This is a genomic window from Klebsiella sp. PK18 (assembly GCF_057784655.1).
In genome coordinates this window covers 3,682,785-3,704,524 of sequence record NZ_CM173493.1, presented here as the reverse complement: position 1 = coordinate 3,704,524, position 21,740 = coordinate 3,682,785, and the positions used below count along the sequence as shown (strand labels likewise).

The 21,740-nt window shown below is 57.7% G+C and carries 21 protein-coding genes; 6 read left to right on the top strand and 15 right to left on the bottom strand.

Annotation, left to right across the window (positions count from 1 at the left end; all coding sequences use genetic code 11):
- The first annotated feature begins 21 nt into the window (after positions 1 to 21).
- The 3 genes from rlmC to AC3EMD_RS18085 all read left to right on the top strand — a co-directional run bounded on the left by rlmC (position 22) and on the right by AC3EMD_RS18085 (position 3,413).
- Positions 22 to 1,149, top strand: coding sequence for a 23S rRNA (uracil(747)-C(5))-methyltransferase RlmC (rlmC, locus tag AC3EMD_RS18095; protein ID WP_032735126.1), 1,128 nt, complete (start codon positions 22 to 24; stop codon positions 1,147 to 1,149).
- A 78-nt stretch (positions 1,150 to 1,227) separates the two neighbouring features.
- Positions 1,228 to 1,944 carry a response regulator transcription factor gene (locus tag AC3EMD_RS18090; RefSeq protein WP_302073631.1) on the top strand — a complete coding sequence of 239 codons (717 nt, stop codon included), beginning with the start codon at positions 1,228 to 1,230 and terminating at the stop codon, positions 1,942 to 1,944.
- Complete coding sequence (locus AC3EMD_RS18085) at positions 1,941 to 3,413, top strand: sensor histidine kinase (RefSeq protein WP_012542344.1); 1,473 nt, start codon at positions 1,941 to 1,943, stop codon at positions 3,411 to 3,413. The genes AC3EMD_RS18090 and AC3EMD_RS18085 overlap by 4 nt, the downstream gene beginning before the upstream one ends.
- A gap of 83 nt (positions 3,414 to 3,496) precedes the next feature.
- Here AC3EMD_RS18085 and artJ read toward each other — a convergent pair whose 3' ends face one another.
- The 7 genes from artJ to yahO form a co-directional block, all read right to left on the bottom strand.
- Positions 3,497 to 4,228, bottom strand: a complete 732-nt coding sequence (gene artJ, locus AC3EMD_RS18080) for an arginine ABC transporter substrate-binding protein ArtJ (protein ID WP_008805821.1) — start codon at positions 4,226 to 4,228, stop codon at positions 3,497 to 3,499.
- A gap of 184 nt (positions 4,229 to 4,412) precedes the next feature.
- Complete coding sequence (gene artM, locus AC3EMD_RS18075; RefSeq protein ID WP_008805822.1) at positions 4,413 to 5,081, bottom strand: arginine ABC transporter permease ArtM; 669 nt, start codon at positions 5,079 to 5,081, stop codon at positions 4,413 to 4,415.
- Positions 5,081 to 5,797, bottom strand: a complete 717-nt coding sequence (gene artQ, locus AC3EMD_RS18070) for an arginine ABC transporter permease ArtQ (RefSeq protein ID WP_002896386.1) — start codon at positions 5,795 to 5,797, stop codon at positions 5,081 to 5,083. Before artQ ends, artM begins: the two co-directional genes overlap by 1 nt.
- 6 nt (positions 5,798 to 5,803) lie before the next feature.
- Complete coding sequence (artI, locus tag AC3EMD_RS18065; RefSeq protein ID WP_002896390.1) at positions 5,804 to 6,535, bottom strand: arginine ABC transporter substrate-binding protein ArtI; 732 nt, start codon at positions 6,533 to 6,535, stop codon at positions 5,804 to 5,806.
- 20 nt (positions 6,536 to 6,555) lie between these two features.
- Entirely contained in the window at positions 6,556 to 7,284 is a 729-nt protein-coding gene (gene artP / locus AC3EMD_RS18060) for an arginine ABC transporter ATP-binding protein ArtP (RefSeq protein WP_012968630.1), read from the bottom strand.
- 226 nt (positions 7,285 to 7,510) lie between these two features.
- Positions 7,511 to 8,026 (bottom strand): lipoprotein, encoded by a 516-nt coding sequence (locus AC3EMD_RS18055; RefSeq protein ID WP_012968629.1) that lies wholly within the window; start codon positions 8,024 to 8,026, stop codon positions 7,511 to 7,513.
- Between the two features lie 254 nt (positions 8,027 to 8,280).
- Positions 8,281 to 8,553: a DUF1471 family periplasmic protein YahO gene (gene yahO, locus AC3EMD_RS18050; RefSeq protein WP_008805825.1), complete on the bottom strand. Its 273-nt coding sequence runs from the start codon at positions 8,551 to 8,553 to the stop codon at positions 8,281 to 8,283.
- A 361-nt stretch (positions 8,554 to 8,914) separates the two neighbouring features.
- Here yahO and AC3EMD_RS18045 point away from each other — a divergent pair, with 361 nt between their 5' ends.
- On the top strand, positions 8,915 to 10,054 hold the full coding sequence (locus AC3EMD_RS18045) for a GGDEF domain-containing protein (RefSeq protein WP_016160551.1): 1,140 nt from the start codon (positions 8,915 to 8,917) through the stop codon (positions 10,052 to 10,054).
- 31 nt (positions 10,055 to 10,085) lie between these two features.
- A complete protein-coding gene (locus AC3EMD_RS18040; protein WP_008805827.1) occupies positions 10,086 to 10,916 on the top strand; it encodes an N-acetylmuramoyl-L-alanine amidase in 831 nt (276 codons plus the stop codon).
- On the opposite strand, the gene AC3EMD_RS18035 is transcribed toward AC3EMD_RS18040, so the two are convergent.
- From AC3EMD_RS18035 to poxB, 4 genes are all read right to left on the bottom strand, one after another.
- A complete protein-coding gene (locus AC3EMD_RS18035) occupies positions 10,913 to 11,926 on the bottom strand; it encodes an NAD-dependent epimerase/dehydratase family protein (protein ID WP_008805828.1) in 1,014 nt (337 codons plus the stop codon). The two genes, AC3EMD_RS18040 and AC3EMD_RS18035, sit on opposite strands and share 4 nt — an antisense overlap.
- Before the next feature lie 86 nt (positions 11,927 to 12,012).
- Positions 12,013 to 13,455 carry an SDR family oxidoreductase gene (locus AC3EMD_RS18030; protein WP_302073630.1) on the bottom strand — a complete coding sequence of 481 codons (1,443 nt, stop codon included), beginning with the start codon at positions 13,453 to 13,455 and terminating at the stop codon, positions 12,013 to 12,015.
- 10 nt (positions 13,456 to 13,465) lie between these two features.
- Entirely contained in the window at positions 13,466 to 14,467 is a 1,002-nt protein-coding gene (ltaE, locus tag AC3EMD_RS18025; protein WP_117143255.1) for a low-specificity L-threonine aldolase, read from the bottom strand.
- Positions 14,468 to 14,505: 38 nt separating this feature from the next.
- The gene (gene poxB, locus AC3EMD_RS18020; protein WP_008805831.1) at positions 14,506 to 16,224 is read right to left on the bottom strand and encodes a ubiquinone-dependent pyruvate dehydrogenase; all 1,719 of its coding nucleotides are present in this window, start codon (positions 16,222 to 16,224) and stop codon (positions 14,506 to 14,508) included.
- Between the two features lie 151 nt (positions 16,225 to 16,375).
- On the opposite strand from poxB, the gene AC3EMD_RS18015 reads away from it, so the two are divergent.
- The gene (locus tag AC3EMD_RS18015; RefSeq protein WP_008805832.1) at positions 16,376 to 16,810 is read left to right on the top strand and encodes a DoxX family protein; all 435 of its coding nucleotides are present in this window, start codon (positions 16,376 to 16,378) and stop codon (positions 16,808 to 16,810) included.
- 207 nt (positions 16,811 to 17,017) lie between these two features.
- Here the strand turns inward: AC3EMD_RS18015 and hcr are convergent, their stop codons facing one another.
- The 4 genes from hcr to aqpZ all read right to left on the bottom strand — a co-directional run bounded on the left by hcr (position 17,018) and on the right by aqpZ (position 21,503).
- Positions 17,018 to 17,986 carry an NADH oxidoreductase gene (gene hcr / locus AC3EMD_RS18010; RefSeq protein WP_049162167.1) on the bottom strand — a complete coding sequence of 323 codons (969 nt, stop codon included), beginning with the start codon at positions 17,984 to 17,986 and terminating at the stop codon, positions 17,018 to 17,020.
- A 10-nt stretch (positions 17,987 to 17,996) separates the two neighbouring features.
- The gene (gene hcp, locus AC3EMD_RS18005; RefSeq protein WP_012968625.1) at positions 17,997 to 19,649 is read right to left on the bottom strand and encodes a hydroxylamine reductase; all 1,653 of its coding nucleotides are present in this window, start codon (positions 19,647 to 19,649) and stop codon (positions 17,997 to 17,999) included.
- 143 nt (positions 19,650 to 19,792) lie between these two features.
- Complete coding sequence (locus AC3EMD_RS18000) at positions 19,793 to 20,692, bottom strand: LysO family transporter (protein WP_008805835.1); 900 nt, start codon at positions 20,690 to 20,692, stop codon at positions 19,793 to 19,795.
- Between the two features lie 115 nt (positions 20,693 to 20,807).
- The gene (gene aqpZ, locus AC3EMD_RS17995; protein WP_002896434.1) at positions 20,808 to 21,503 is read right to left on the bottom strand and encodes an aquaporin Z; all 696 of its coding nucleotides are present in this window, start codon (positions 21,501 to 21,503) and stop codon (positions 20,808 to 20,810) included.
- Positions 21,504 to 21,740: the final 237 nt, after the last annotated feature.

Here is a 21,740-nt window from a genome sequence, read left to right as displayed (position 1 = left end):
CTGGATTTTTGAAGGTCAATTATGCATTGCGCACTCTACGACGCCGGCCGCTGCCGCTCCTGTCAATGGCTGGAGCGGCCGGTCCCGCAACAGCTCGCCGATAAAATGGCCGATCTGCGCACACTGCTGGCGGCGATCCCGGTCGCTGCCTGGGGCGAGCCGGTCAGCGGGCCAGAGACGGCCTTTCGTAACAAGGCCAAGATGGTGGTCAGCGGCAGCGTTGAGCGTCCGCTGCTGGGGATGCTGCATCGCGATGGCACCCCGGTGGATCTCACCGACTGCCCGCTCTATCCCGCCGAGTTTGCGCCGGTGTTTGCCGTCCTGAAGCCCTTTATCGCCCGCGCCGGGTTAACCCCCTATAACGTCGCGCGCAAGCGCGGGGAGCTGAAATATCTGCTGCTAACCGCCAGCCAGCAGGGGGAGATGATGCTGCGCTTCGTGCTGCGCTCAGAGGCCAAGGTGGCCCAGCTGCGCGCTGCGCTGCCGTGGCTGCAGGCGCAGCTCCCGCAGCTCAAGGTGATCACGGCGAATATCCAGCCGGTGCATATGGCAATCATGGAAGGCGAGCAGGAGATCTTCTTCACCGAACAGCAGGCGCTGGGGGAGGTCTTTAACGAGGTGCCGCTGTGGATCCGCCCGCAAAGTTTCTTTCAGACCAACCCGGCGGTAGCCAGTCGGCTGTATGCCACCGCCCGCGACTGGGTGCGCGCGCTGCCGGTCCAGCATATGTGGGATCTGTTTTGCGGCGTCGGGGGATTTGGCCTGCACTGCGCGACGCCGGCGATGCGCCTGACCGGTATCGAGATTGCCCCGGAAGCGATCGCCTGCGCCAGACAGTCAGCCGCGCAGCTGGGGCTCAGCAATCTGCATTTTCAGGCGCTGGACTCGACACAGTTCGCCACTCATGAAGACGATATCCCGCAGCTGGTGTTGGTCAACCCGCCGCGTCGCGGCATTGGCGCCGAACTGTGCGACTATTTAAGCCGCATGGCGCCGCCCTATATCATCTATTCCAGCTGTAACGCTCGCACCATGGCGACCGATATTGCCCGTCTTCGCGGCTATCGCGTCGAGCGGGTCCAGCTGTTTGATATGTTCCCTCACACCGCGCACTACGAAGTGCTGACCCTGCTGGTCCGCGAAGTTTAAACAAAATGTGAAGGCTTTGCGCCGCTGAAATCAGGTAAGCTTGGCGCTGCATGTTTTGTTATTGGTGGGGGGAATCTAATGGCCAAAACCATTCTGCTGGTGGAAGATGACGAGGATATTGCCACGCTGCTGCGGCTCAATCTTCAGGATGAGGGCTATCAGATTGTGCATGAAGCCGACGGCGACCAGGCCCTTGTCCAGCTGGAAAAGCAGGTCTGGGATGCGGTGATCCTTGATTTGATGCTGCCTGGCGTCGATGGCCTGGAGATCTGCCGGCGTATCCGTCAGATGACCCGTTACCTGCCAGTAATTATCATCAGCGCTCGCACCAGCGAAATGCACCGCGTGCTGGGCCTGGAGATGGGCGCCGATGATTATCTGGCGAAGCCCTTTTCACTGCTGGAGCTTATCGCCCGCGTCAAAGCGCTGTTTCGTCGCCAGGAGGCGATGGGGCAGAACCTGATGATGGACGCCGGGCGCCTGTCCTGCCATGGCCTGAGCATCGATCCGCTGTCGCGCGAAGTGAAGCTGCGCGGCGAGGTGGTGGACCTGACGCCGCGCGAATTCGATCTGCTCTATTACTTCGCCCGCCATCCCGGTGAGGTGTTTTCGCGGCTGGCGCTGCTGGAGCAGGTCTGGGGATATCAGCACGAGGGCTATGAGCACACGGTTAATACCCATATCAACCGCCTGCGCAGCAAAATCGAACGTGACCCGGCGGAGCCGGACATTATTCTTACCGTCTGGGGTAAAGGCTATAAATTCGCCCCGATGTCGCAAGAGGTCGCCCCGTGATCCGCCGCCTGAGCCTCAGCCAGCGGTTGGCGCTGGTGGTGGTCTCCCTGCTGATGCTGTGCGCGGCGGCGGTATGCGCCGTTCAGTTACACAGCAGCGCGCAGTATGGCAACGCCATGGTGCAGCGCCTCTCCGCCGGGCTGGCTCAGCAGATTGTCGCCCGCGAGCCGCTGCTGGACGCCCACGGCGGGGTCAACCGGCAAACCCTGAAGTCGTTGTTCGACCGCCTGATGACCTTTAACCCCAGCGTGGAGCTCTATCTGCTGTCGCCGGATGGCGACCTGCTGGCCGATGCGGCGCCGCCGGGACATATCCAGCGCCAGCGTATCGATATGGCGCCAGTGCAGGCTTTTCTCACCGGCAGTGCGTCGCCGGTGTATGGCGACGATCCACGTAGTCTCGACGGACGAAAAGTCTTCAGCGCCGCTCCGCTGCGCGTCGACGGGCAGCTGCGCGGCTACCTGTATATCATTTTGCAGGGAGAGACCTTTAATCAGCTGGCGGCCGACGCCTGGCAAAAAACGCTGTGGAGCATTGTTCTGTGGACGCTGCTGCTGGTGGCCCTGTTTGGCCTTCTGACAGGGGGGCTGGCATGGTTCTGGGTCACCCGGCCGGTCCGCCAGCTCACCGCCCAGGTCGCGGCGAGCGGCCAGGACAGCATCAGCGCCATCAAAACTCTGGCGGCCCGCACGCCGGAGCCCCTGCCTGGTAACGAGGTGGCGGTGCTCGAGAATCGCTTTATTGACCTTGCGCAGCAGATAGCCGGCCAGTGGGATCGGCTGGCCGACAGCGACCGCCAGCGCCGCGAATTTGTGGCCAATATCTCCCATGATTTGCGTACGCCGCTCACCTCGCTGCTGGGGTATCTGGAAACGCTGACGCTGAAGGATGAACGGCTGACCGCCGAGGAGCGCAGGCAATATCTCACCATCGCCCTGCGTCAGGGCAACAAAGTGCGCCATCTCTCGCAGCAGCTGTTTGAGCTGGCGCGACTGGAGCACGGGAGCATTAAGCCGCAGCGCGAGCGTTTTGCGATGGGGGAGCTGATCTCCGATGTCGCGCAGAAGTTTGAATTAACTGCCCGCACGCGCGAGGTGAACCTGCGTATTGATGTGCCGGGACCGCTGCCGCTGATTAACGCCGATGTGTCGATGATTGAGAGGGTGGTGACCAACCTGCTCGATAACGCGATGCGGCATACACCCGTCGGCGGGGAGATCCGTCTGGCGGTCTGGCAGGAGGATCAACAGCTCCAGGTGGAAGTGGCCGACAACGGAACGGGCGTCGATGCCGCGCTGCGCGACGATCTGTTCCAGCGGCCGTCGGCGTTGTCTACCCAGGCATCGCGGGAGGATCGCGGCGGGTTAGGGCTACTGATTGTGAAACGAATGCTGGAGTTGCACGGGGGCGGTATCAGACTGGTGGAGTCGGTAAGCGGGGCGCGGTTCAGGTTCTTCGTGCCACTTTAAGACATTGCCGGATGGCGGATACGCCTTACCCGGCTACGGGGAAAGAGTAGGCCGGGTAAGCGCAGTGCCACCCGGCAAAAAAGTTACTCCGGGAACCACTGATTGCTGATTTTCTGGTAGGTACCGTCGGCCTTAATCGCTTTCAGCGCGGCGTTCAGTTTCTCCAGCAGCGCCTTGTTATCCGGGCGCACGGCAATGCCGAGTCCGGTACCGAAGTATTGCGGATCCGTCACTTTCGGCGTGGCTGCGCCCAACTGCGGGTTGGTTTTCAGCCACTCGTTGACCACTGCGGTATCGCCGAACACGCCGTCGATACGGCCATTTTTCAGATCGATAATCGCATTCTGGTAGCTGTCATAGGCGACGGTCTTCACCTCAGGATGTTTATCCTGCAGATATTTCTGGTGGGTGGTGCCGTTTTCCATGCCGATCCGTTTGCCTTTCAGGTCATCGAAGGAATGGAACGCGTCTTTTTTGGCGATCACCAGCGCCGAGTTGGCGTAGTACGGGTCGGTGAAGGCGACCTGCTTGCTGCGTTCCGGCGTAATATCCATTCCGGAAATCACCGCATCATATTTCTTGAACTTCAGTGCCGGGATCAGGCTGTCAAAAGCGTGGTTGGTAAAGGTACATTCTGCCTGCATTTGTTTGCACAGCGCTTTGGCCAGGTCGAGATCGAAACCAACAATCTGATTATTGGCATCCATCGATTCAAACGGCGGATAGGTTGCGGACACGCCGAAGCTGATTTTCTCTGCGGCGGCAGCGCCGAAGGTGAACGTGGTGAGCAGTGCAGCCAGAACTAACTTTTTCATCGTGGAACTCCCGTCTGTCAATCTTATGATTATTCGCCGTGTCTGCGGCATAGAGTGACAATGCCATTAAATGAATTTATATGCAATAAATATGATTAAATATTTTTAATGCCATAAAAAAAGACGGACAGGTGTTAGACTTGTCCGTCTTGTTGTCTGCTTTTTATGCAATAAGGCTCAGGCGCTAGTTACGTCGCTCGAAGGCCAGCGCTTTACGTTCCACCAGGCGCATCAGCAGCGTCAGCAGTCCGTTGACGATGAGATAGATAATCCCGGCGGCGCCGAACACCATCACGTCGTAGGTGCGTCCGTACAGCAGCTGGCCGTGGCCCATTACTTCCATCAGGGTGATGGTGTAGGCCAGAGAGGTACTCTTGAAAACCAGCACCACTTCGTTGGAATAGGACGACAGCGCACGCTTAAAGGCATACGGCAGCAGGATCGCCAGGGTATCCTTTTTACTCATCCCCAGTGCGCTGCACGACTGCCATTGCCCGTCGGGGATCGCCCGGATGGCGCCATAAAACAACTGAGTGGTGTAGGCGGCGCTATTGAGCGACAGGGCGATCAGAGCGCACAGCCACGGTTCAGAGATAAGATGCCACAGCCACGGATAATCCTGCAGCGAAGGAAACTGTCCGGGGCCGTAGTAAATCAGGAAGATCTGCACCAGCAGCGGCGTACCGGTAAACAGGGTGATATAGCCGCGGACTATCCACACCAGCCCCGGCGTCTTCAGCGTCAGGATAATGGTAAAAATCAGCGACAGGATCAGCGCCACGATAATCGACGCCACGGTCAGCGTCAGGCTGGTATGAAGCCCTTTCAGCAGTTCGGGTAAGTAGTCGAGCATCAGCCTGGTCTCCGTTCGAAGCGCGTCGCACGCTGGTCAATCCGCTTAAGGATGTATTGACTCAACAGGGTGATGACGAGATAGATTGCCGCCGCAATGATATACCAGTTAAAGGGTTCCTGAGTGCGGGTGGCGATGCTTTTGGTCTGCAGCATCAGATCGTTGACGCTGATCAGGCTCACCAGCGCGGTGTCCTTCAGCAGCACCAGCCACTGGTTACCGAGGCCAGGCAGAGCATGGCGCCACATCTGCGGCATCACCAGACGGAAGAATATAGCCGCTTTCGACAGCCCCAGCGCCTGGCCGGACTCCCACTGACCCTGCGGAACGGCTTTCAGCGCGCCGCGCAGCGTTTGCGAGGCGTAGGCGGCATACAGCAGCGACAGGGCGATCGCCCCGCAGAGGAACGGACTGACGTCAAAGTTCTCAATCTGCATCTGCACCGGGATCTGCGTGAACCCGAGCGGGATGGTAAAACCGTCAGAGAGCGTCAGCAGCAGCTGGGAAGAGCCGAAATAGATAAACAGCACCACCAGAATTTCCGGTAGTCCGCGCAGGATGGTCACAATGCCGGTTGCAAGCCAGGCTACCGGGCGCCATTTCACTGACTCCAGTACCGCAAAGAGCATCGCCAGGACCAGGCCGATGACGAGCGCGCAAACGGCAAGGCCGACGGTCATCCCGGCGGCGCTTGCTAATGGAAAAATTTCGTTCATTCAGTCTTACTTCTGGAACCATTTGTTATAGATGGTCTGGTAAGTGCCGTCTTTCTTCACTTTTTCCAGCGCAGCGTTAAATTTCTGCTGCAGGTCGGTGTTGCCCTGACGTACGGCAATGCCCAGCCCGGTGCCGAAATAGGCTTTGTCGGTCACTTTATCGCCCACGGCCGCCAGCTTCGGATTGCTCTTCAGCCATTCGGTCACCACGGCGGTATCGCCAAAGACCGCGTCAATACGACCATTCTGCAGATCCAGCTTCGCATTCTGGTAGCTGTCGTAAGGAACGGTAGTGATTTCCGGATGTTTATCGGTGATGAATTTCTGGTGGGTGGTGCCGTTCTGCACGCCCACTTTTTTGCCCTTCAGCTGGTCAATGCTGGTGAACTTACCCTGCTGACCGACGAACAGCGCCGAGTTGTCATAATACGGGGTAGAGAACAGCACCTGCTTTTCACGCTCCGGCGTGATGTCCATCCCGGCCATGACCGCGTCGAAACGGCGGAATTTCAGTCCCGGGATCAGGCTGTCAAAGGCCTGGTTGGTAAAGGTACAAGTGGCATCGATCTCTTTACACAGCGCGTTCGCCAGATCGACATCGAAACCGACGATCTGGTTGTTGGCGTCCACCAGCTCAAACGGAGGGTAGGAGGCTTCGGTGGCGAAACGAATGGTCTGCGCGGCGGAAGCGGAGAGGCTCATGCCTGCGAGCAGGGCGGCAATCAGTACTTTTTTCATCGTCATTTCCCCGAAAAACATCAATGTGAAAGATAGTTTTTAAACGCGTCAGTTTGCGGATGCGTGAAGCAGGAGGCATCCCCTTGCTCGACGATATGGCCATTTTCCATATACACCACCCGGCTGGCCGTCTTGCGCGCCACTTCAACTTCGTGGGTGACGATAACCTGGGTGATGCCGGTTTCAGCCAGCTCGCGAATGATGCTGACGATCTGAGCCGTGATTTCCGGGTCAAGCGCCGCGGTAGGCTCATCGAACAGCAGGACCTGGGGCTCCATCATCAGCGCGCGGGCGATAGCCACACGCTGCTGCTGGCCGCCGGATAAATGCAGCGGGTAGCGATCGCTGTAAGGCTTCAGACGCAGACGCTCCAGCAGTTTCTCTGCGCGAGCCAGCGCCTGATCCTTGCTTAACCCCAGTACGCGGCAGGGGGCTTCGATCAGGTTCTGCTGTACCGTCAGGTGCGGCCACAGGTTGTATTGCTGGAAGACCATGCCGACGTTCTGACGCAGCTCGCGAATCGCTTTATCGGACGGCGCTTTGGTGAAGTCGAATTGGTTGCCGGCGATGGATAACGAACCGGACCGCGGCATCTCCAGCAGGTTGAGTACGCGCAGCAGCGAGCTCTTCCCGGCACCGCTGGGGCCGAGCAGCACCAGCGTTTCCCCCTGCGGGCAATCCAGCGTGATGTCGAACAGCGCCTGGTGTGCGCCGTAGAAGCAATTAATGCCGTTTAGTTTAATACTCATCTGGGCAGTCTGATACGAATAGCTATTGAGGCCGCAAATACTACCTTTGGCAGAATAGTTATGCAATATTTATGCGTTAAAAGTTAAATCTAAACCACGTTTAGCTTTAAAGTTAGCACAAAATATGGCCTGGTGGGTGAGGGGGGCGCAAATGTCGGCATTCCTGGGGCGAATACCGACATTTTACCGGGGTTATCGTTTCAGCGGGGTGGCTTCAACTCCGGAATCAGCGTTTCTCCAGACTCTGTCGCAGCGTCCCGGCTGGCGCATGGCTGTTGTTGCCGAGATAGCGGACGTCATCGACAGCCCAGCACTGGCCTTCCTGGATCATCAGCACTTCATCTTTCCAGCTCTGGGTGCCCTGTTTCAGTTCGACGCGCAGCGGAATATTGCGCGCATCACGGTTCGGGATGGTGGAGGCGCTGGCGACCACGGCGCTGTCCGCTGGGGTGCTGCTGCTGGAGAACGGGTTAGCCTGCAGCAGTTTGCTGTTGGCCGGATCCTGGCGGGCGTCATTGAGTAACTGCGCCAGTCCGTCGCTCAGATAGGGGCGCAGCGCCGCCGGATCCTGAGTGCGGTTCTGGATCTGAGTGTCATAGAATTTTTGCGCTACGTCGTCAGGGCCGCCTTCGACACAGGGGCCGCTGCGGGTACCATTATCTTTATAGGCCGGGGTGACGGTCGTACAGGCGCTGAGCGCCAGCGCGCAAGGGAGAAGTACAGCAAGAAGTTTGTAGCGCATGATGATTTCCTTATAAGCGAACTACGTTTTCAGTTTCCGTTAAAGCATAGCGTATAGCGTGCGGATTGTACTTGACGCAAAGAGCTAAGACCTTGATGTGACAACGGCCTTAGGGCAGGAAATCGACAATGAGCATCACCGAATGATATTCAGGCAGGAAAAACCAGGCGCCGTTTAAAAATAAACAGACTTTTTGGGCAAACAAGAAACATTACCCGGACAATAGGATAATGTTTCTTGAGATATAAGATTAATTACTTCTTCTTATAGATGTTAGCGGAGACGTGCAGTTTTTTATCGGTATTACCGGAAGAGAGCACGATAACGTCCGCGCCTTTTTCATCGGCCTTTTTAATCAGCTCTTCACGGGCATCGCTCGGCGCAGTCTGGCCGGTAGAGGAAATGGTGCCGATTTTGGTATATTGCGTATGGACCTTATTAAAGGCTTCTTTCGTTAAAATCTCAGCGGAGAAGGCGTTCGCCGTTAAAAACAATGCTGCACCTGCCACTAAAGCTGCATATTTCATATTTTTAGACTCCATTGTTTATTTTGCTATCATCATGCTCTTGTTTTAACTCACCAATGAGCGATTTCAGATTGTACTAACGCCGCTTTTTTTTCAAGCAAAATACTGCAATTTTATGACGATTAGTTAACGCTTTTTTAAAGAAAAGATGACGAGGTTCTCATTGATAATGCTTGCTTTTTTTTGCGGAATGAACATTGAGGCGACGCAAGACCTTTTTTTACTGTGGTTAGCTGAAAATTAGCTGAGGCGCACGCAGGAGAAGGGGCCGGGACGCTGAAAGACATTCCCGGTAACATGGTTTATCATATAGAACAGCAGGGGCTGCACCCATGGTCATGCAGGTCACCAGGGAGATAAGATGTTAACAAATAAGCGAGAGCAGGCCCGGCAGCAGCGAGCCGCGTTGTGGGCCACCAAAGATAATGTTCAGCGCCATGCGCTGTCCATGAGTATGCCCTGGCTGGCCTTTGTCAATATCGCTTTTGCGTTAATGATTTTCTTCCGCAATTTTATCTTTACCTATTTTGATAAGAAGTTACTGACGCACCGGGCGGTTATTCCTTATATCGAAGTGGCGCTGATCGCGGTTATTATTATTTCGGCCATTTTAGTGATTATTGCCGTCACGCCGCGGCTGGCGCAGGGGCGATATACGCTGAATATCATCACCGGGCTGCTGCTGGCGCTCAGCCTGTGCTGGTCCCTGAGTAATTACTGTTTTATCTTTTTCTGGACCTTGCCCTTCGCCTGGCCGCTGCTGGTGATTTTAATGACCACCGGCCTCACCGCGCTCTATCACCACTGGCCCGGCATTATCGCCTTTATGCTCCCAATGTGGGTGACCGCCTTGCTGGCAGGGGTGCAGATTCACTATGACGGTGAATTTCGTTTTTTGACCTTATGGGCTATTTTCACCGCGATTTTGCTTTATGGACGGCGTATTCTGCAGCGCTGGTATGATGAAGCCTGGGATACGCATCAGGAAAATATGCAGCTTATCCAGCGGCTGGAAAGTATCGCTAACCGGGATGCCTTAACCGGAACGGCCAATCGCCGGGCACTGAATGCTTTTCTGGCGCAGCTCTGGGAGCAAAAAGCGCCGTTAGCGCTGATCATGATCGATGTCGATTACTTTAAGCGTTATAACGACCATTACGGCCATCAGGCCGGCGATGACTGCTTATCGTCTGTCGCGCAGGTGCTTAAAATGGCGGTGCGGGCTGAGGACGATTTGGTGGCCCGCTACGGCGGCGAGGAGTTTGTCGTGTCGCTGCCGGGGGTTTCCTTAGCGCACGCCACCGTCATTGCCGAGCGCATTCAGCAGAAAATCCACGACGCGGCCTTGCCGCATGAAGCCTCTGCAGTGGCGGCGGTAGTGACCGTCAGCATGGGCGTGGTGGCTTCCGACGGCACGGTCCCGATGGAGACGCTGATCGCCCGGGCGGACAGTGCGTTGTATCAGGCTAAAAATAAAGGACGTAATCAATGGTCTTATTAACCCGGCTCCACTGCCGGGCGAGGGAAAGGGGATGAAACGGATTGCGCAGGTCGCCCTGCTGGCGCTGCTGTTAACCGGCTGTGCCGGGGAAAAGGGAATTATCGATCGCGATGGATACCAGCTGGACACTCGCCATCCGGCGCAGGCGGCCTATCCGCGAATAAAAGTGCTGGTGATCCACTATACGGCAGACAATTTTGATGTTTCTCTGGCGACGTTGACCGATAAAGAGGTCAGCTCCCACTATTTAATCCCCGAGCAGCCGCCGCGTTATCAGCATAAACCGCGGATCTGGCAGCTGGTGCCGGAAGAGGATTTAGCCTGGCACGCCGGGGTGAGCTACTGGCGCGGCAGTACGCGTATCAATGATACGTCCATCGGCATTGAGCTGGAGAACCGTGGCTGGCAGAAGACGGCGGGCGTCAAAAGCTTTACCCCCTTCCACCCGGAACAGATAGCGGCCCTGATCCCGCTGGCGCGCGATATTATCACCCGCTACCACATCGCGCCGCAGAACGTGGTGGCCCATGCCGATATCGCGCCGCAGCGTAAAGACGATCCGGGGCCGCTGTTTCCCTGGCAACAGCTGGCGCAGCAGGGGATTGGCGCCTGGCCTGACGAGCAGCGAGTGGCCTTTTATCTGAACGGACGGCCGGCCAGCGATCCCGTTGACCCAGAGGTGGTGCTGGATTTACTGGCGCGCTACGGCTATCAGGTGACGCCGGAGATGACCCCCGCGCAGAAGAAGCGGGTGATTATCGCCTTCCAGATGCACTTCCGTCCGCAGCGCTGGGATGGCGTAGCGGATGCGCAAACTGAAGCGATAGCCGAGGCGCTGTTAGAAAAATATGGCCAGGGTTAGCGGTGAAGTTTGCCGTGGTCGCGTAGCCAGGCGGCGGTACGCACAATGCCGTCGTCAAGCGTCACCACCGGCTGATAGCCCAGTTCATCCTGCGCGCGGGTGATGTCGAGCGTAAAATCAAAGTTAAGTTTGGAAACGCCGTAGTGGGTAAAGGCGGGCTCTTTGGCTGTTTTATCGCCAAAACGTTCCATGCTGCGGGCAATAATATCCAGCATCGGGTAGGGAACTGAGCGGATCCGGCACTTGATGCCCAGCTCGTCGATCAGTTTCTGCACGATGCTTCGCAAGGTGCGCGGTTCGCCGTTGCTGATATTCCACGCGCGGGCGGAAGGAAGATGATCGCAGGCCGACTGGCTCGCCAGCCACATCGCATGCACGGCGTTTTCATAATAGGTCATGTCGACCAGCGCGCTGCCGCCACGCGGCAACAGGACGCTGCCATAATGCTGCATCATTTGCGCCAGCCGGGGAATAAAGACTTTATCGTGCGGCCCGAACAAGCTCTGCGGACGCAGAATGGTAAAACGGGTGTGCGGGTTGGCCTGCGCCAGCAGGTTGATCACCTCCTCGCTGGCCGCCTTGCTGCGGGCAAACTCGTTGGCGAAGCGATGCGGGCGGAAATCTTCCTGGATATCGCGATGGTGGTGATAATCGAAATAGAGCGATGGCGAAGAGATATGGACGAAATTGCGCACCCCCCATGCCACAGACCATTCGCCCAGACGGCGGGTGGCGCGGACGTTAGCGAGATCGAAAGCCTGCTGGGTGCCCCAGGGCGAGGTAAAGCTGGAGCAGTGCCACAGGGTATCGATACCGGCGAGCATCACTTTAGCCTGCGAAGAGACCAGCTCGGTTAAATCGGCCGGGATGAATTCTGCCCCCATTTTGCTCAGAAGCTTACCCATCGCTTCGTTGCGCCCGGTGGCTCTCACGCTGATGCCCTTATTGCGCAGATATTCCACTGCGTTGCGGCCTAATCCGCTGGTCGCACCGGTAACCAGTACCTTCATATCACTCTACTGTCCCAGAAAAGAATTTCGTGCGCATTTTCCGTGATTCTCCCGACTATGCAATGAGAATCATGAAAGAATAATGCTTATCCTTGGTCTCTGCCTGAGATTTGTTCGGCCAGCCGGGCGATGCGTTGCGCCATACCGCGGAAAATAAACAGGTGCGCCGGGATCATCAGCAGCCAGTAGATCAGTCCGGGCATACCGTGCGGGTGCCACCAGGCGCGCACGTCCAGTTCGCGATGGTCGCCTTTATCGTTTATCGTAAAGCTTAACCGGCCCAGCCCCGGCGCTTTCATACCGAACAGCAGGGTGAGCTGTTTTTCTTCCTCCACGATAATTACCTTCCAGCTGTCGACCGTATCGCCGGTTTGCAGATAGTCGCGCTGCGGCCGTCCTTTGGCTAACCGATGGCCGACCAGCAGGTCCATCGCACCACGGGTTTTCCACAGCAGATTGCCGAAAAAATACCCCTCTTTACCACCGATTTGGTTAACGACCTGCCACAGGGCCTGGCGGTTCGCCTGGGTGGTGACGGTGCAGCCAGCCTGTTTCGGAAAGTAGCCGTACTCCGGTCGCCAGCGGGCGAAAGCCTGGGCGTCGTAGCCCCAGTCGCTGGAGTTTACCAGCTGCTCTTCTTCTTTCAGCGTGCGGCGAACCGCCTGATCGAAGGGGATCAGCGTTTGCGGGATCAGCGCTCGCAGCGCCCGGTCGTTGGCGATCAGATCGTGCTTCAGCCCCTGAATCAGCGCCCTGGCGATGGTAGGCGGCACCGAGGTGATAACGTTAAGAAACCACACTGAGATCCAGCGCGTCGGCAGGGGAATGGGAATGAGCGGGCGATGTTTACCGCTGACGGCCATAAAGTGGATAAACTGCTGCTGATAGCTTAACACCTCCGGACCGGCGGCTTCGAAGACGCGATGCGCGTTGGACGGATGATTCAGCAGCTCAACCAGGTCAAAGAGCAGATTTTCCAGGGCGACAGGGGTGGTACGCGAGCGTACCCAGCGCGGGGGAGTGAGCACTGGCAGGTTATAAACCATATCGCGCATCACCTCGAAGGCGGCAGAGCCGGCGCCGACGATAATCCCGGCCCGCAGTTCGGTCACCGGCACGCCCGACTCACGCAGGACCTCACCGGTCACCTGGCGGGCGCGCAGATGGTCAGATTGTTCCTGCGCCGGGGCCTGCAGCGAACTGAGAAATATCACCTGGCGCACTGACGACTGTCGCAGGGCATCGCGCACATGCGTGGCTACCCGGCGCTCATGGGCGATAAAATCGCCGCCTTCGCCCATGCCGTGGACCAGATAATAAAGGGTATCGATGCCGGCGAGCAGTGCAGGCAGAGCCTGCGGCTGATTAAGATCGACTGACCGGCAGGTAACGCCTGGCAAATCGAGTGTTTGCAGTCGGTCGATGTGGCGTGCCGCCGCCAGCACTGGATAACCCCGCGCGCTTAACTCGCGCACCAAATGCTGGCCAATATAGCCGCTGGCGCCGAGCACCAGAACCGATTGCGACACGCCTGACTCCTTAGCGCTGTAAAAAAGCCTGCCAGTGAGCGACCACCTCGCTCAGCTGCTGACGGTTGACATCCAGGTGAGTGACCAGACGGACAACAGGCGAGGCGTTAATCAACACGCCGCGCGCCTGCATAAACTCGCCGAGCGCCGGGGCCTGCGCTTCGCCAACGCGCACAAACAGCATGTTGGTATCATGGCGGGTGACGTCGGCGCCGATGGCGCGAAGCTGCTCCGCCATCCACGCGGCGTTGTCATGATCCTCCTGCAGGCGCTGTACGTTATTTTTCAGCGCGTACAGCCCGGCAGCGGCCAGTATGCCCGCCTGGCGCATGCCGCCGCCAACCATTTTCCGCCAGCGGACGGCACGGCGAATGTATGCCTCGCTGCCCAGCAATAGCGAGCCTACCGGGGCGCCAAGCCCCTTTGACAGGCAGATAGTGAAGGAGTCGCAGTATTGGGCAATATCACGCAGTTCGCAGCCGTAGGCCACTACGGCGTTAAAGATACGCGCGCCGTCGACGTGCAGCGCCAGGTCGCGCTGGCGGGTAAACGCCCAGGCTTCCTGCAGATAGTCGCGCGGCAGCACCTTACCGTTGTGGGTGTTTTCCAGGCTCAGCAGGCGAGTCGGGGCAAAATGGATATCGTCGGGTTTGATTTTCGCCGCCACTTTATCCAGCGGCAGCGAACCATCGGCTGCGGCGTCAATCGGCTGTGGCTGAATACTGCCGAGTACTGCCGCGCCGCCGGCTTCGTACAGATAGTTGTGCGCCCCCTGGCCGACGATATACTCTTCGCCGCGCTGACAGTGGCTGAGCAGGCCAACGAGGTTGGCCTGGGTGCCAGTGGGCAGAAACAGCGCCGCCTCTTTGCCCGCGAGGTCGGCGGCATAGCGCTGCAGTTCATTGACGGTAGGGTCGTCGCCATACACATCGTCCCCGACCGGGGCGGCCATCATGGCCTCCAGCATGGCGCGCCCGGGACGGGTAACGGTATCACTGCGTAAATCGATCACGGCTTTTCCTTGGTCTGGTTCAACGTATTGCTTCTGTTTTACCTGAGCCAGTTGGTTTTCGCCAGTTCGATGACCTCATCGCCGCGCCCGCTGATGATCGCCCGCAGCATATACAGGCTAAAGCCTTTCGCCTGCTCCAGCTTAATCTGCGGCGGGATAGCCAGCTCCTCTTTGGCGACCACGACGTCGACCAGCACCGGACCGTCGGTGCGGAAGGCGGTCTGCAGCGCTTCATCCACCTCGGAGGCTTTTTCAACGCGTATACCTTTGATACCGCAGGCCTCGGCGATGCGGGCGAAGTTGGTATCGTGGAGCTCCGTACCGTCGGTGAGATAGCCCCCGGCCTTCATCTCCATCGCCACGAAGCCCAGCACGCTGTTGTTAAAGATGACAATTTTCACCGGCAGCTTCATCTGCGCCAGCGACAGAAAATCGCCCATCAGCATGCTGAAGCCGCCGTCGCCGCACATGGCCACTACCTGCCGTTCCGGAGCGGTGGCCTGGGCGCCGATGGCCTGCGGCATGGCGTTGGCCATTGAGCCGTGGTTGAACGAGCCCAGCAGGCGGCGTTTGCCGTTCATTTTGAGATAGCGTGCCGCCCAGACGGTGGGGGTGCCGACATCGCAGGTGAAAATGGCGTCTTCATCGGCAAAATGACTGATCTGCTGCGCCAGATACTGCGGGTGAATGGCTTTATCGCTGGGCTTCGCCAGGTCGTCGAGTCCTTTTCGCGCGTCGCGATAGTGCTCCAGCGCTTTATCCAGGAAGTGGCGATCGGTTTTCTCTTCCAGCAGCGGCAGCAGCGCTTTTAGCGTCGATTTAATATCGCCCACCAGCGCCATATCGACCTTACTGTGGGCGCCGATGCTGCCGGGGTTAATGTCGATCTGAATAATTTTGGCGTCGGTTGGATAGAAGGCGCGATAGGGGAACTGGGTGCCCAGCAGGATCAGGGTATCGGCGTTCATCATGGTGTGGAAGCCAGAGGAGAAGCCAATCAGCCCGGTCATGCCGACATCGTACGGATTGTCGTACTCCACGTGCTCTTTGCCGCGCAGGGCGTGGACGATGGGGGCTTTAATTTTGGCCGCGAACTCCACCAGCTCCTGATGAGCGCCGGCGCAGCCGCTGCCGCACATGAGCGCGATATTGCTGGAGTAGCGAATAAGCTGCGCCAGCTTGCGCAGTTCTTCTTCCGCCGGAGTGACCGTCGGCAACGGCGCATGATACCAGTGGCTGCTGGCGCTCTCCGGGGCAGCCTTCAGCGCCACGTCGCCGGGCAGCACCACCACCGAGACGCCGCGGTTAATCACCGCTTTACGCATGGCGATGGCCAGCACCTGCGGAATCTGTTCCGGGGTGGAGACCAGCTCGCAGTAGTGGCTGCATTCGCGGAACAGCTCCTGGGGATGGGTCTCCTGAAAATAGCCGCTGCCGATTTCGCTGGAGGGGATGTGGGCGGCAATGGCCAGCACCGGCACATGGTTACGATGACAGTCAAACAGACCGTTAATCAGATGCAGGTTGCCCGGCCCGCAGGAGCCGGCGCAGACCGCCAGTTCGCCGGTCAGCTGCGCCTCGGCGCCAGCGGCGAAAGCAGCCACCTCTTCGTGCCGGGTGGGCATCCAGTCGATGGTGCCCATGCGGTTCAGACTATCGCTCAATCCATTGAGGGAATCTCCGGTGACGCCCCAGATACGTTTCACGCCGGCCTGTTCCAGCGTTTTGGCAATGTATGCGGCCACGGTTTGTTTCATGATCTCCATCTCCTTTTTGTGATAACGCCTTCAAGCTTAGATGAAACTGCAGGTTACGTTGCTGATTGTCCCTTATTTTTTGCTGGTTTTATTGCTGAAAAATTGTGCATACTCTGGGACCTCACAGGATGTAAAACAGGAAGCACATCAGATGGTTAAGGGAATGTTAAACGTAGTAAATAAAACGCTGTCGCATGACGACGCCGGTAAACTCTTGTTACGACTCGCTGTCGGCGGGTTAATGCTGTTTCACGGTCTGCACAAGCTGCTGGACGGCGTGGGCGGGATCAGCGGCATGCTGGTGGCGAAGGGGTTGCCGGGGTTCATCGCCTACGGTGTGCTGGTGGGGGAAGTGGTCGCTCCCTGCTTGTTAATTCTCGGCGTCCTGACCCGCCCGGCGGCGCTGGTGCTGGCGTTCACCATGGTGGTGGCGTGGCTGATGGTCGGTCTCGGCAAGACGTTTGCGCTTGATGCAGTGGGGGCGTGGGCCATTGAGAACCTGGTCTATTTCTTTGTTGGCGCGCTGGCGATTGCGCTACTCGGCGCAGGGCGTTATTCGCTGGCCGGCCAGTCGGCCTGGCGGTAAAAATGCCTCATTTGTCCTGGGGCGTAAAGTCGATACTGTTGCCGGTTTGCAACTTTTTCAGTCTGAGAAAATGTTTATCTCATGTCGCCTGAGCGTTTATTGTCGCCCGGGATTTTCCCGGAGTCGGCGCATTGCGCCTTCTCCGGGCTACCCAATCGCACAGCGCTGTAGCCCCGGTAAGCGGTAGCGCCACCGGGGATTTTGACCTCAGGCGAGAACCAGATCGCTCTGCGGATGGCAGGAGCAGGCCAGCACATAGCCGTCGGCGATTTCGGCGTCGGTTAACGTCATGGTGCTGGTGACGCTGTACTTCCCGGAAACCACTTTGGTTTTACAGCAGCCGCAGACGCCGGCGCGGCAGGCGACGGTCACCGGCACTTTATTGCTCTCTAGCGCATCAAGCAGTGTGGTGCCCACCGGCGCGTAAAACTCGCGCGCCGGCTGCAGTTTGGTAAATTTCAGTCCACTGGTCGCGGCTTCCGCCACCGGGGTGAAGAACTTCTCCTTAAAGAAGCGGGTGACGCCCAGGGCGGCAACATCCTGCTCGACCTTCTCCATATAAGGCGCCGGGCCGCAGGTCATCACGGTGCGGCTGGCTAAATCCGGCACGCTCTGCAGCAGCTCCCGGGTCAGACGGCCGGCGACAAAGCCATGAGTGGCATGGTGCTCTGCCACCAGGGTGACCGGATACTGGCGCCACTCCTCGGCAAAGATCACATCCTCCGGCGAACGCACGCAATAGATCACTTGCACGTCGGCCTGCGGTCGATACTTCGCCAGCCAGCGACGCATCGACATTATCGGCGTTACGCCGCAGCCGGCGGCCAGCAGCAGGAATTTATCTTCCGCTTTATCGTCGCAGGTAAACTCGCCCATCGCATCGGACAGCCAAAGGTAATCGCCGCGTTTGACCTCGCGGGTCAACCACTGCGAACCCGCGCCCTCGTCAATACGGCGAACGGTCAGCGTAATGTACTCGCTGACCCCCGGCGTGGAGGAAAGGGTATAGGCGCGCAGCGTTTCCGCCGAGTGACGCACGCTGACCAGGGCATACTGGCCGGCGCGGTACGGATAGTAATCGTGGCACAGCAGCGAAAGGGTCCACACGTCCGGGGTTTCCTGGTGAATGTGGTGAACCTGCATCCGCCACGGGCACTGGGAGGTTGGCATGGTCATCAGGGACTCCTTAAGCGCTCAGCAGCTGCTGCATATCTTGTTCCACGGTGGTCACGGAACGCAGTCCAAACTTCTCATTGAGGATCGCCAGCAGATCCGGGGTGAAGAAGCCAGGCGCCGTCGGGCCGGTGACGATGTTTTTCACCCCCAGCGACAGCAGCGTCAGCAGGATGACGATCGCTTTCTGTTCGAACCAGGAGAGCACCAGCGACAGCGGTAGGTCGTTAACACCGCAGCCCAGTTTTTCCGCCAGCGTAACCGCGAGAATAATTGCCGAGTAGGCATCGTTGCACTGCCCGGCGTCGACCAGACGCGGCAGACCTTCGATATCGCCGAAGTCCAGCTTGTTAAAGCGGTATTTACCGCAGGCCAGGGTCAGGATCAGGCAGTCATCCGGCACGCTGGTGGCGAAATCGGTGAAGTAGTTACGCTCCCCGCGGGCGCCGTCGCAGCCGCCGACGAGGAAGATATGGCGCAGTTTTTCACGGCTGACCAGATCGATCAGCGTATCCGCCGCGCCAAGCAGGGTCTGACGGCCAAAGCCGACGGTGATCAGATGCGGGATTTCGCTGTACGGGAAGCCCGCCATCTGCTGCGCCTGGGTGATAACCGGGGCGAAGTCTTCACCTTCCAGATGGTTCACGCCCGGCCAGCCGACGATGCTGCGGGTCCAGATGCGGTCGTCGTAGGCGCCGACGGTGGGGTCGATGATGCAGTTCGAGGTCATCACGATAGGGCCCGGGAAGCGGGCGAATTCCACTTGCTGGTTTTGCCAGCCGCTGCCGTAGTTGCCGATCAGATGTTTGAATTTACGCAGCTCCGGATAGCCGTGCGCCGGCAGCATTTCGCCGTGGGTATAGACGTTAACGCCGGTGCCTTCCGTCTGCTCAAGCAGGTTATACAGATCTTTCAGATCATGGCCGGAGATCAGGATGCACTTCCCTTCGGTGGCTTTAACGTTCACCTGAGTCGGCGTCGGGTGGCCATATTTAGTGGTTTCACCAGCGTCAAGGATGCTCATCACCTGGAAGTTCATCTGGCCGATTTCCATCGAACATTCCAGCAGCGCGTTCATATCCGCCGGCCAGGTTCCCAGCCATGCCATGATTTTATGGTACTGGGCATAAATCGCGTTGTCGTACTGGCCGAGTACGTGGGCGTGCTCCATATAGGCCGCCGCGCCTTTCAGGCCGTACAGGCACAGCAGACGCAGACCGAGAATATTCTCGCCGATGGCGGCTTTATCTTTATTTGGGGCATAGTCTGCCGCCTGACGCTGCAGGTCACCCAGATCGTCGCTGACCAAGTGTAAATCGGCTACCGGGTTATCAACCGCGGCGCTGGCGTCGAGGTTCTGGCACTGCGCTTTCAGCGCTTCACGCAGGGCAATCGCCTGGCGGGCGTAGCCGACGATACGCGGAGAATCGAAGTTCACATTGGTCAGGGTGGAGAAGAAGGCGCGGGGGGCAAAGCTGTCGACCTCATGATCGATAATGCCATATTCGCGGGCCTTGAGCGCCCAGGCGGACAGGCCTTGCAGTGATGCAATCAGCAGATCCTGCAGATCGGAGGTTTCCGCTGTTTTACCGCACATCCCCTGCGCGTAAGAGCAGCCGTTGCCGGCTGGGGTACGAATGGTTTGTTCACATTGCACACAAAACATGGTCACACCTTTAAAGTTATATTTAATATACATGTTTAAGGTTATGCCGCATGGCACAAGGTGAAAAGGCATTTCTGATACAACTTAAAGGGAGATTGATTTAGCGCAAATTTGGCGGCAGTAAGTCTGCCGCCAGCGGGTATTCAGGCGGTAAAAAAGGCGATCAGGATCGGGACCAGCAGGCTAAGCAGAAAACCGTGCACGATAGCGGCAGGAACAATCTCGACGCCGCCGGAACGCTGGAGTACCGGTAAGGTGAAGTCCATCGAAGTGGCGCCGCACAGCCCCAGCGCTGTGGAGCGGCTGCGGCGAACAAGGCCCGGAATTAACATGATAGCCAGCAGCTCGCGACACAGATCGTTAAAGAACGCCGCGCTGCCGATCACCGGGCCAAAGGATTCAGTGAGTAAAATACCGGAGAGCGAATACCAGCCGAAACCGCTCGCCATCGCCAGACCGGTCTTTAACGGCAGACCGAGAATAAAGGCGTTAAGTATCCCGCCAAGTAATGAACTGGCCATAACCACCATGGCGACGATCATTCCCCGACGGTTAAGGACTATTTGTCGCAGACTCATTCCATTATTGCGTAATTGAATACCGACGAGGAACAGGAGAAAGATCAGCGTATATTCGCTGGCTTCGGTCGCGTGCTGTAAAAAAGACAGGCCGGTCAGGCCGAGCAGAAAACCGAGCACGACCACGCCGCACAGCTGCAGCGATTCCAGGGCCATGGCCAGGCGCGAAGGTAATTTCTCCTGCCGATGCTGACTGCGCCATGGCATTTTACTTTCCAGCCACAACAGGGCGGCAATATTACACAGTAAAATGATGACCACGCTCACTGCAGCGTAATGCAATATGGCCAGCAGGTTGCTTGCCAGATTGTCGAGGAATGCCAGGCTGATCCCCATAAAGAAAAGGATGACATAGACAATCCAGCTGAGCATCCGGTTAATCAGTTTTAGCGCGGAGGGTTGACGAAGTGGCACCAGATAGCCGACAACCAGCGGCAACAGAATGATGAAGAGTCCCGATAACATGAACGATGCAGCCCTTGCATAATGAGAATAGCGCCCATGACACTACCCAAATCACCGGGCCGAGTAAAGCTGCCACCAGAAAGAAAAAGCCCGGAAACCCGGGCTTTACAAAGGATTAATCACGTTTTTCCAGCAGGGTGCGATACAGCACGCCGCCGAGGATCCCGCCGACGATCGGCATGACCCAGAACAGCCACAGCTGCTGCAGAGCCCAGCCGCCCTGGAAAATCGCTACCGCGGTGCTGCGCGCCGGGTTGACCGAGGTGTTGGTAACCGGAATGCTGATCAAATGGATGAGGGTCAGCGCCAGGCCGATAGCGATGGGGGCAAAGCCCGCCGGGGCATGTTTATCGGTCGCGCCATGAATAACCAGCAGGAAGCCGCAGGTCAGGACAATTTCAATGACGATAGCCGACAGCATGGAGAAGCCGCCCGGGGAGTGTTCGCCATAGCCATTGGAGGCAAATCCGCTGGCGGCGGCATCAAAGCCGGCTTTACCGCTGGCCACCACGTACAGCACCGCCGCGGCAATAATGCCGCCGACCACCTGAGCGATAATATAGCCAATGACTTCTTTCGCCGGGAAACGGCCGCCGGCCCACAGGCCCAGGGTCACCGCCGGGTTGAAATGCCCCCCGGAAATATGGCCGACCGCAAATGCCATGGTTAATACCGTTAAGCCAAATGCCAGCGCGACGCCGGCAAAACCAATACCGAGCTCAGGGAAGGCTGCGGCAAGCACGGCGCTACCGCAGCCACCAAATACAAGCCAGAAAGTGCCGAAGCATTCTGCTGCTAATTTTCTGAACATAACCACCTCAATTAAATTGTATACGCGCACGAGCGGACCGTGCCGGTCTTTATTTATCGTGATAAGGGATGACGATAAAAATAAAGCGGCGTTATTCTAGAGATAATCGCCATCCCAGAGCCAGTTAAATATATTGATATTATTTGATTTAGGGCAAGGTGAAGGGATTCCGTTTGCCAGTGTAGTCTTTCCTTTATCCGTGGAAGATTATCAATAGTGTAGATCATAACGCCTGAA

What these genes read in the sequence shown, in the direction of transcription:
- AC3EMD_RS18000 (WP_008805835.1), bottom strand. Translation starts at nt 20,692, where the DNA reads ATGTTATCGGGACTCTTCATCATTCTGTTGCCGCTGGTTGTCGGCTAT.
- AC3EMD_RS18015 (WP_008805832.1), top strand. Translation starts at nt 16,376, where the DNA reads ATGGTTAAGGGAATGTTAAACGTAGTAAATAAAACGCTGTCGCATGAC.
- artQ (WP_002896386.1), bottom strand. Translation starts at nt 5,797, where the DNA reads ATGAACGAAATTTTTCCATTAGCAAGCGCCGCCGGGATGACCGTCGGC.
- hcr (WP_049162167.1), bottom strand. Translation starts at nt 17,986, where the DNA reads ATGACCATGCCAACCTCCCAGTGCCCGTGGCGGATGCAGGTTCACCAC.
- poxB (WP_008805831.1), bottom strand. Translation starts at nt 16,224, where the DNA reads ATGAAACAAACCGTGGCCGCATACATTGCCAAAACGCTGGAACAGGCC.
- AC3EMD_RS18090 (WP_302073631.1), top strand. Translation starts at nt 1,228, where the DNA reads ATGGCCAAAACCATTCTGCTGGTGGAAGATGACGAGGATATTGCCACG.
- AC3EMD_RS18055 (WP_012968629.1), bottom strand. Translation starts at nt 8,026, where the DNA reads ATGCGCTACAAACTTCTTGCTGTACTTCTCCCTTGCGCGCTGGCGCTC.
- AC3EMD_RS18045 (WP_016160551.1), top strand. Translation starts at nt 8,915, where the DNA reads ATGTTAACAAATAAGCGAGAGCAGGCCCGGCAGCAGCGAGCCGCGTTG.
- hcp (WP_012968625.1), bottom strand. Translation starts at nt 19,649, where the DNA reads ATGTTTTGTGTGCAATGTGAACAAACCATTCGTACCCCAGCCGGCAAC.
- rlmC (WP_032735126.1), top strand. Translation starts at nt 22, where the DNA reads ATGCATTGCGCACTCTACGACGCCGGCCGCTGCCGCTCCTGTCAATGG.
- artI (WP_002896390.1), bottom strand. Translation starts at nt 6,535, where the DNA reads ATGAAAAAAGTACTGATTGCCGCCCTGCTCGCAGGCATGAGCCTCTCC.
- aqpZ (WP_002896434.1), bottom strand. Translation starts at nt 21,503, where the DNA reads ATGTTCAGAAAATTAGCAGCAGAATGCTTCGGCACTTTCTGGCTTGTA.
- artP (WP_012968630.1), bottom strand. Translation starts at nt 7,284, where the DNA reads ATGAGTATTAAACTAAACGGCATTAATTGCTTCTACGGCGCACACCAG.
- artM (WP_008805822.1), bottom strand. Translation starts at nt 5,081, where the DNA reads ATGCTCGACTACTTACCCGAACTGCTGAAAGGGCTTCATACCAGCCTG.
- artJ (WP_008805821.1), bottom strand. Translation starts at nt 4,228, where the DNA reads ATGAAAAAGTTAGTTCTGGCTGCACTGCTCACCACGTTCACCTTCGGC.
- yahO (WP_008805825.1), bottom strand. Translation starts at nt 8,553, where the DNA reads ATGAAATATGCAGCTTTAGTGGCAGGTGCAGCATTGTTTTTAACGGCG.
- AC3EMD_RS18035 (WP_008805828.1), bottom strand. Translation starts at nt 11,926, where the DNA reads ATGAAGGTACTGGTTACCGGTGCGACCAGCGGATTAGGCCGCAACGCA.
- AC3EMD_RS18040 (WP_008805827.1), top strand. Translation starts at nt 10,086, where the DNA reads ATGAAACGGATTGCGCAGGTCGCCCTGCTGGCGCTGCTGTTAACCGGC.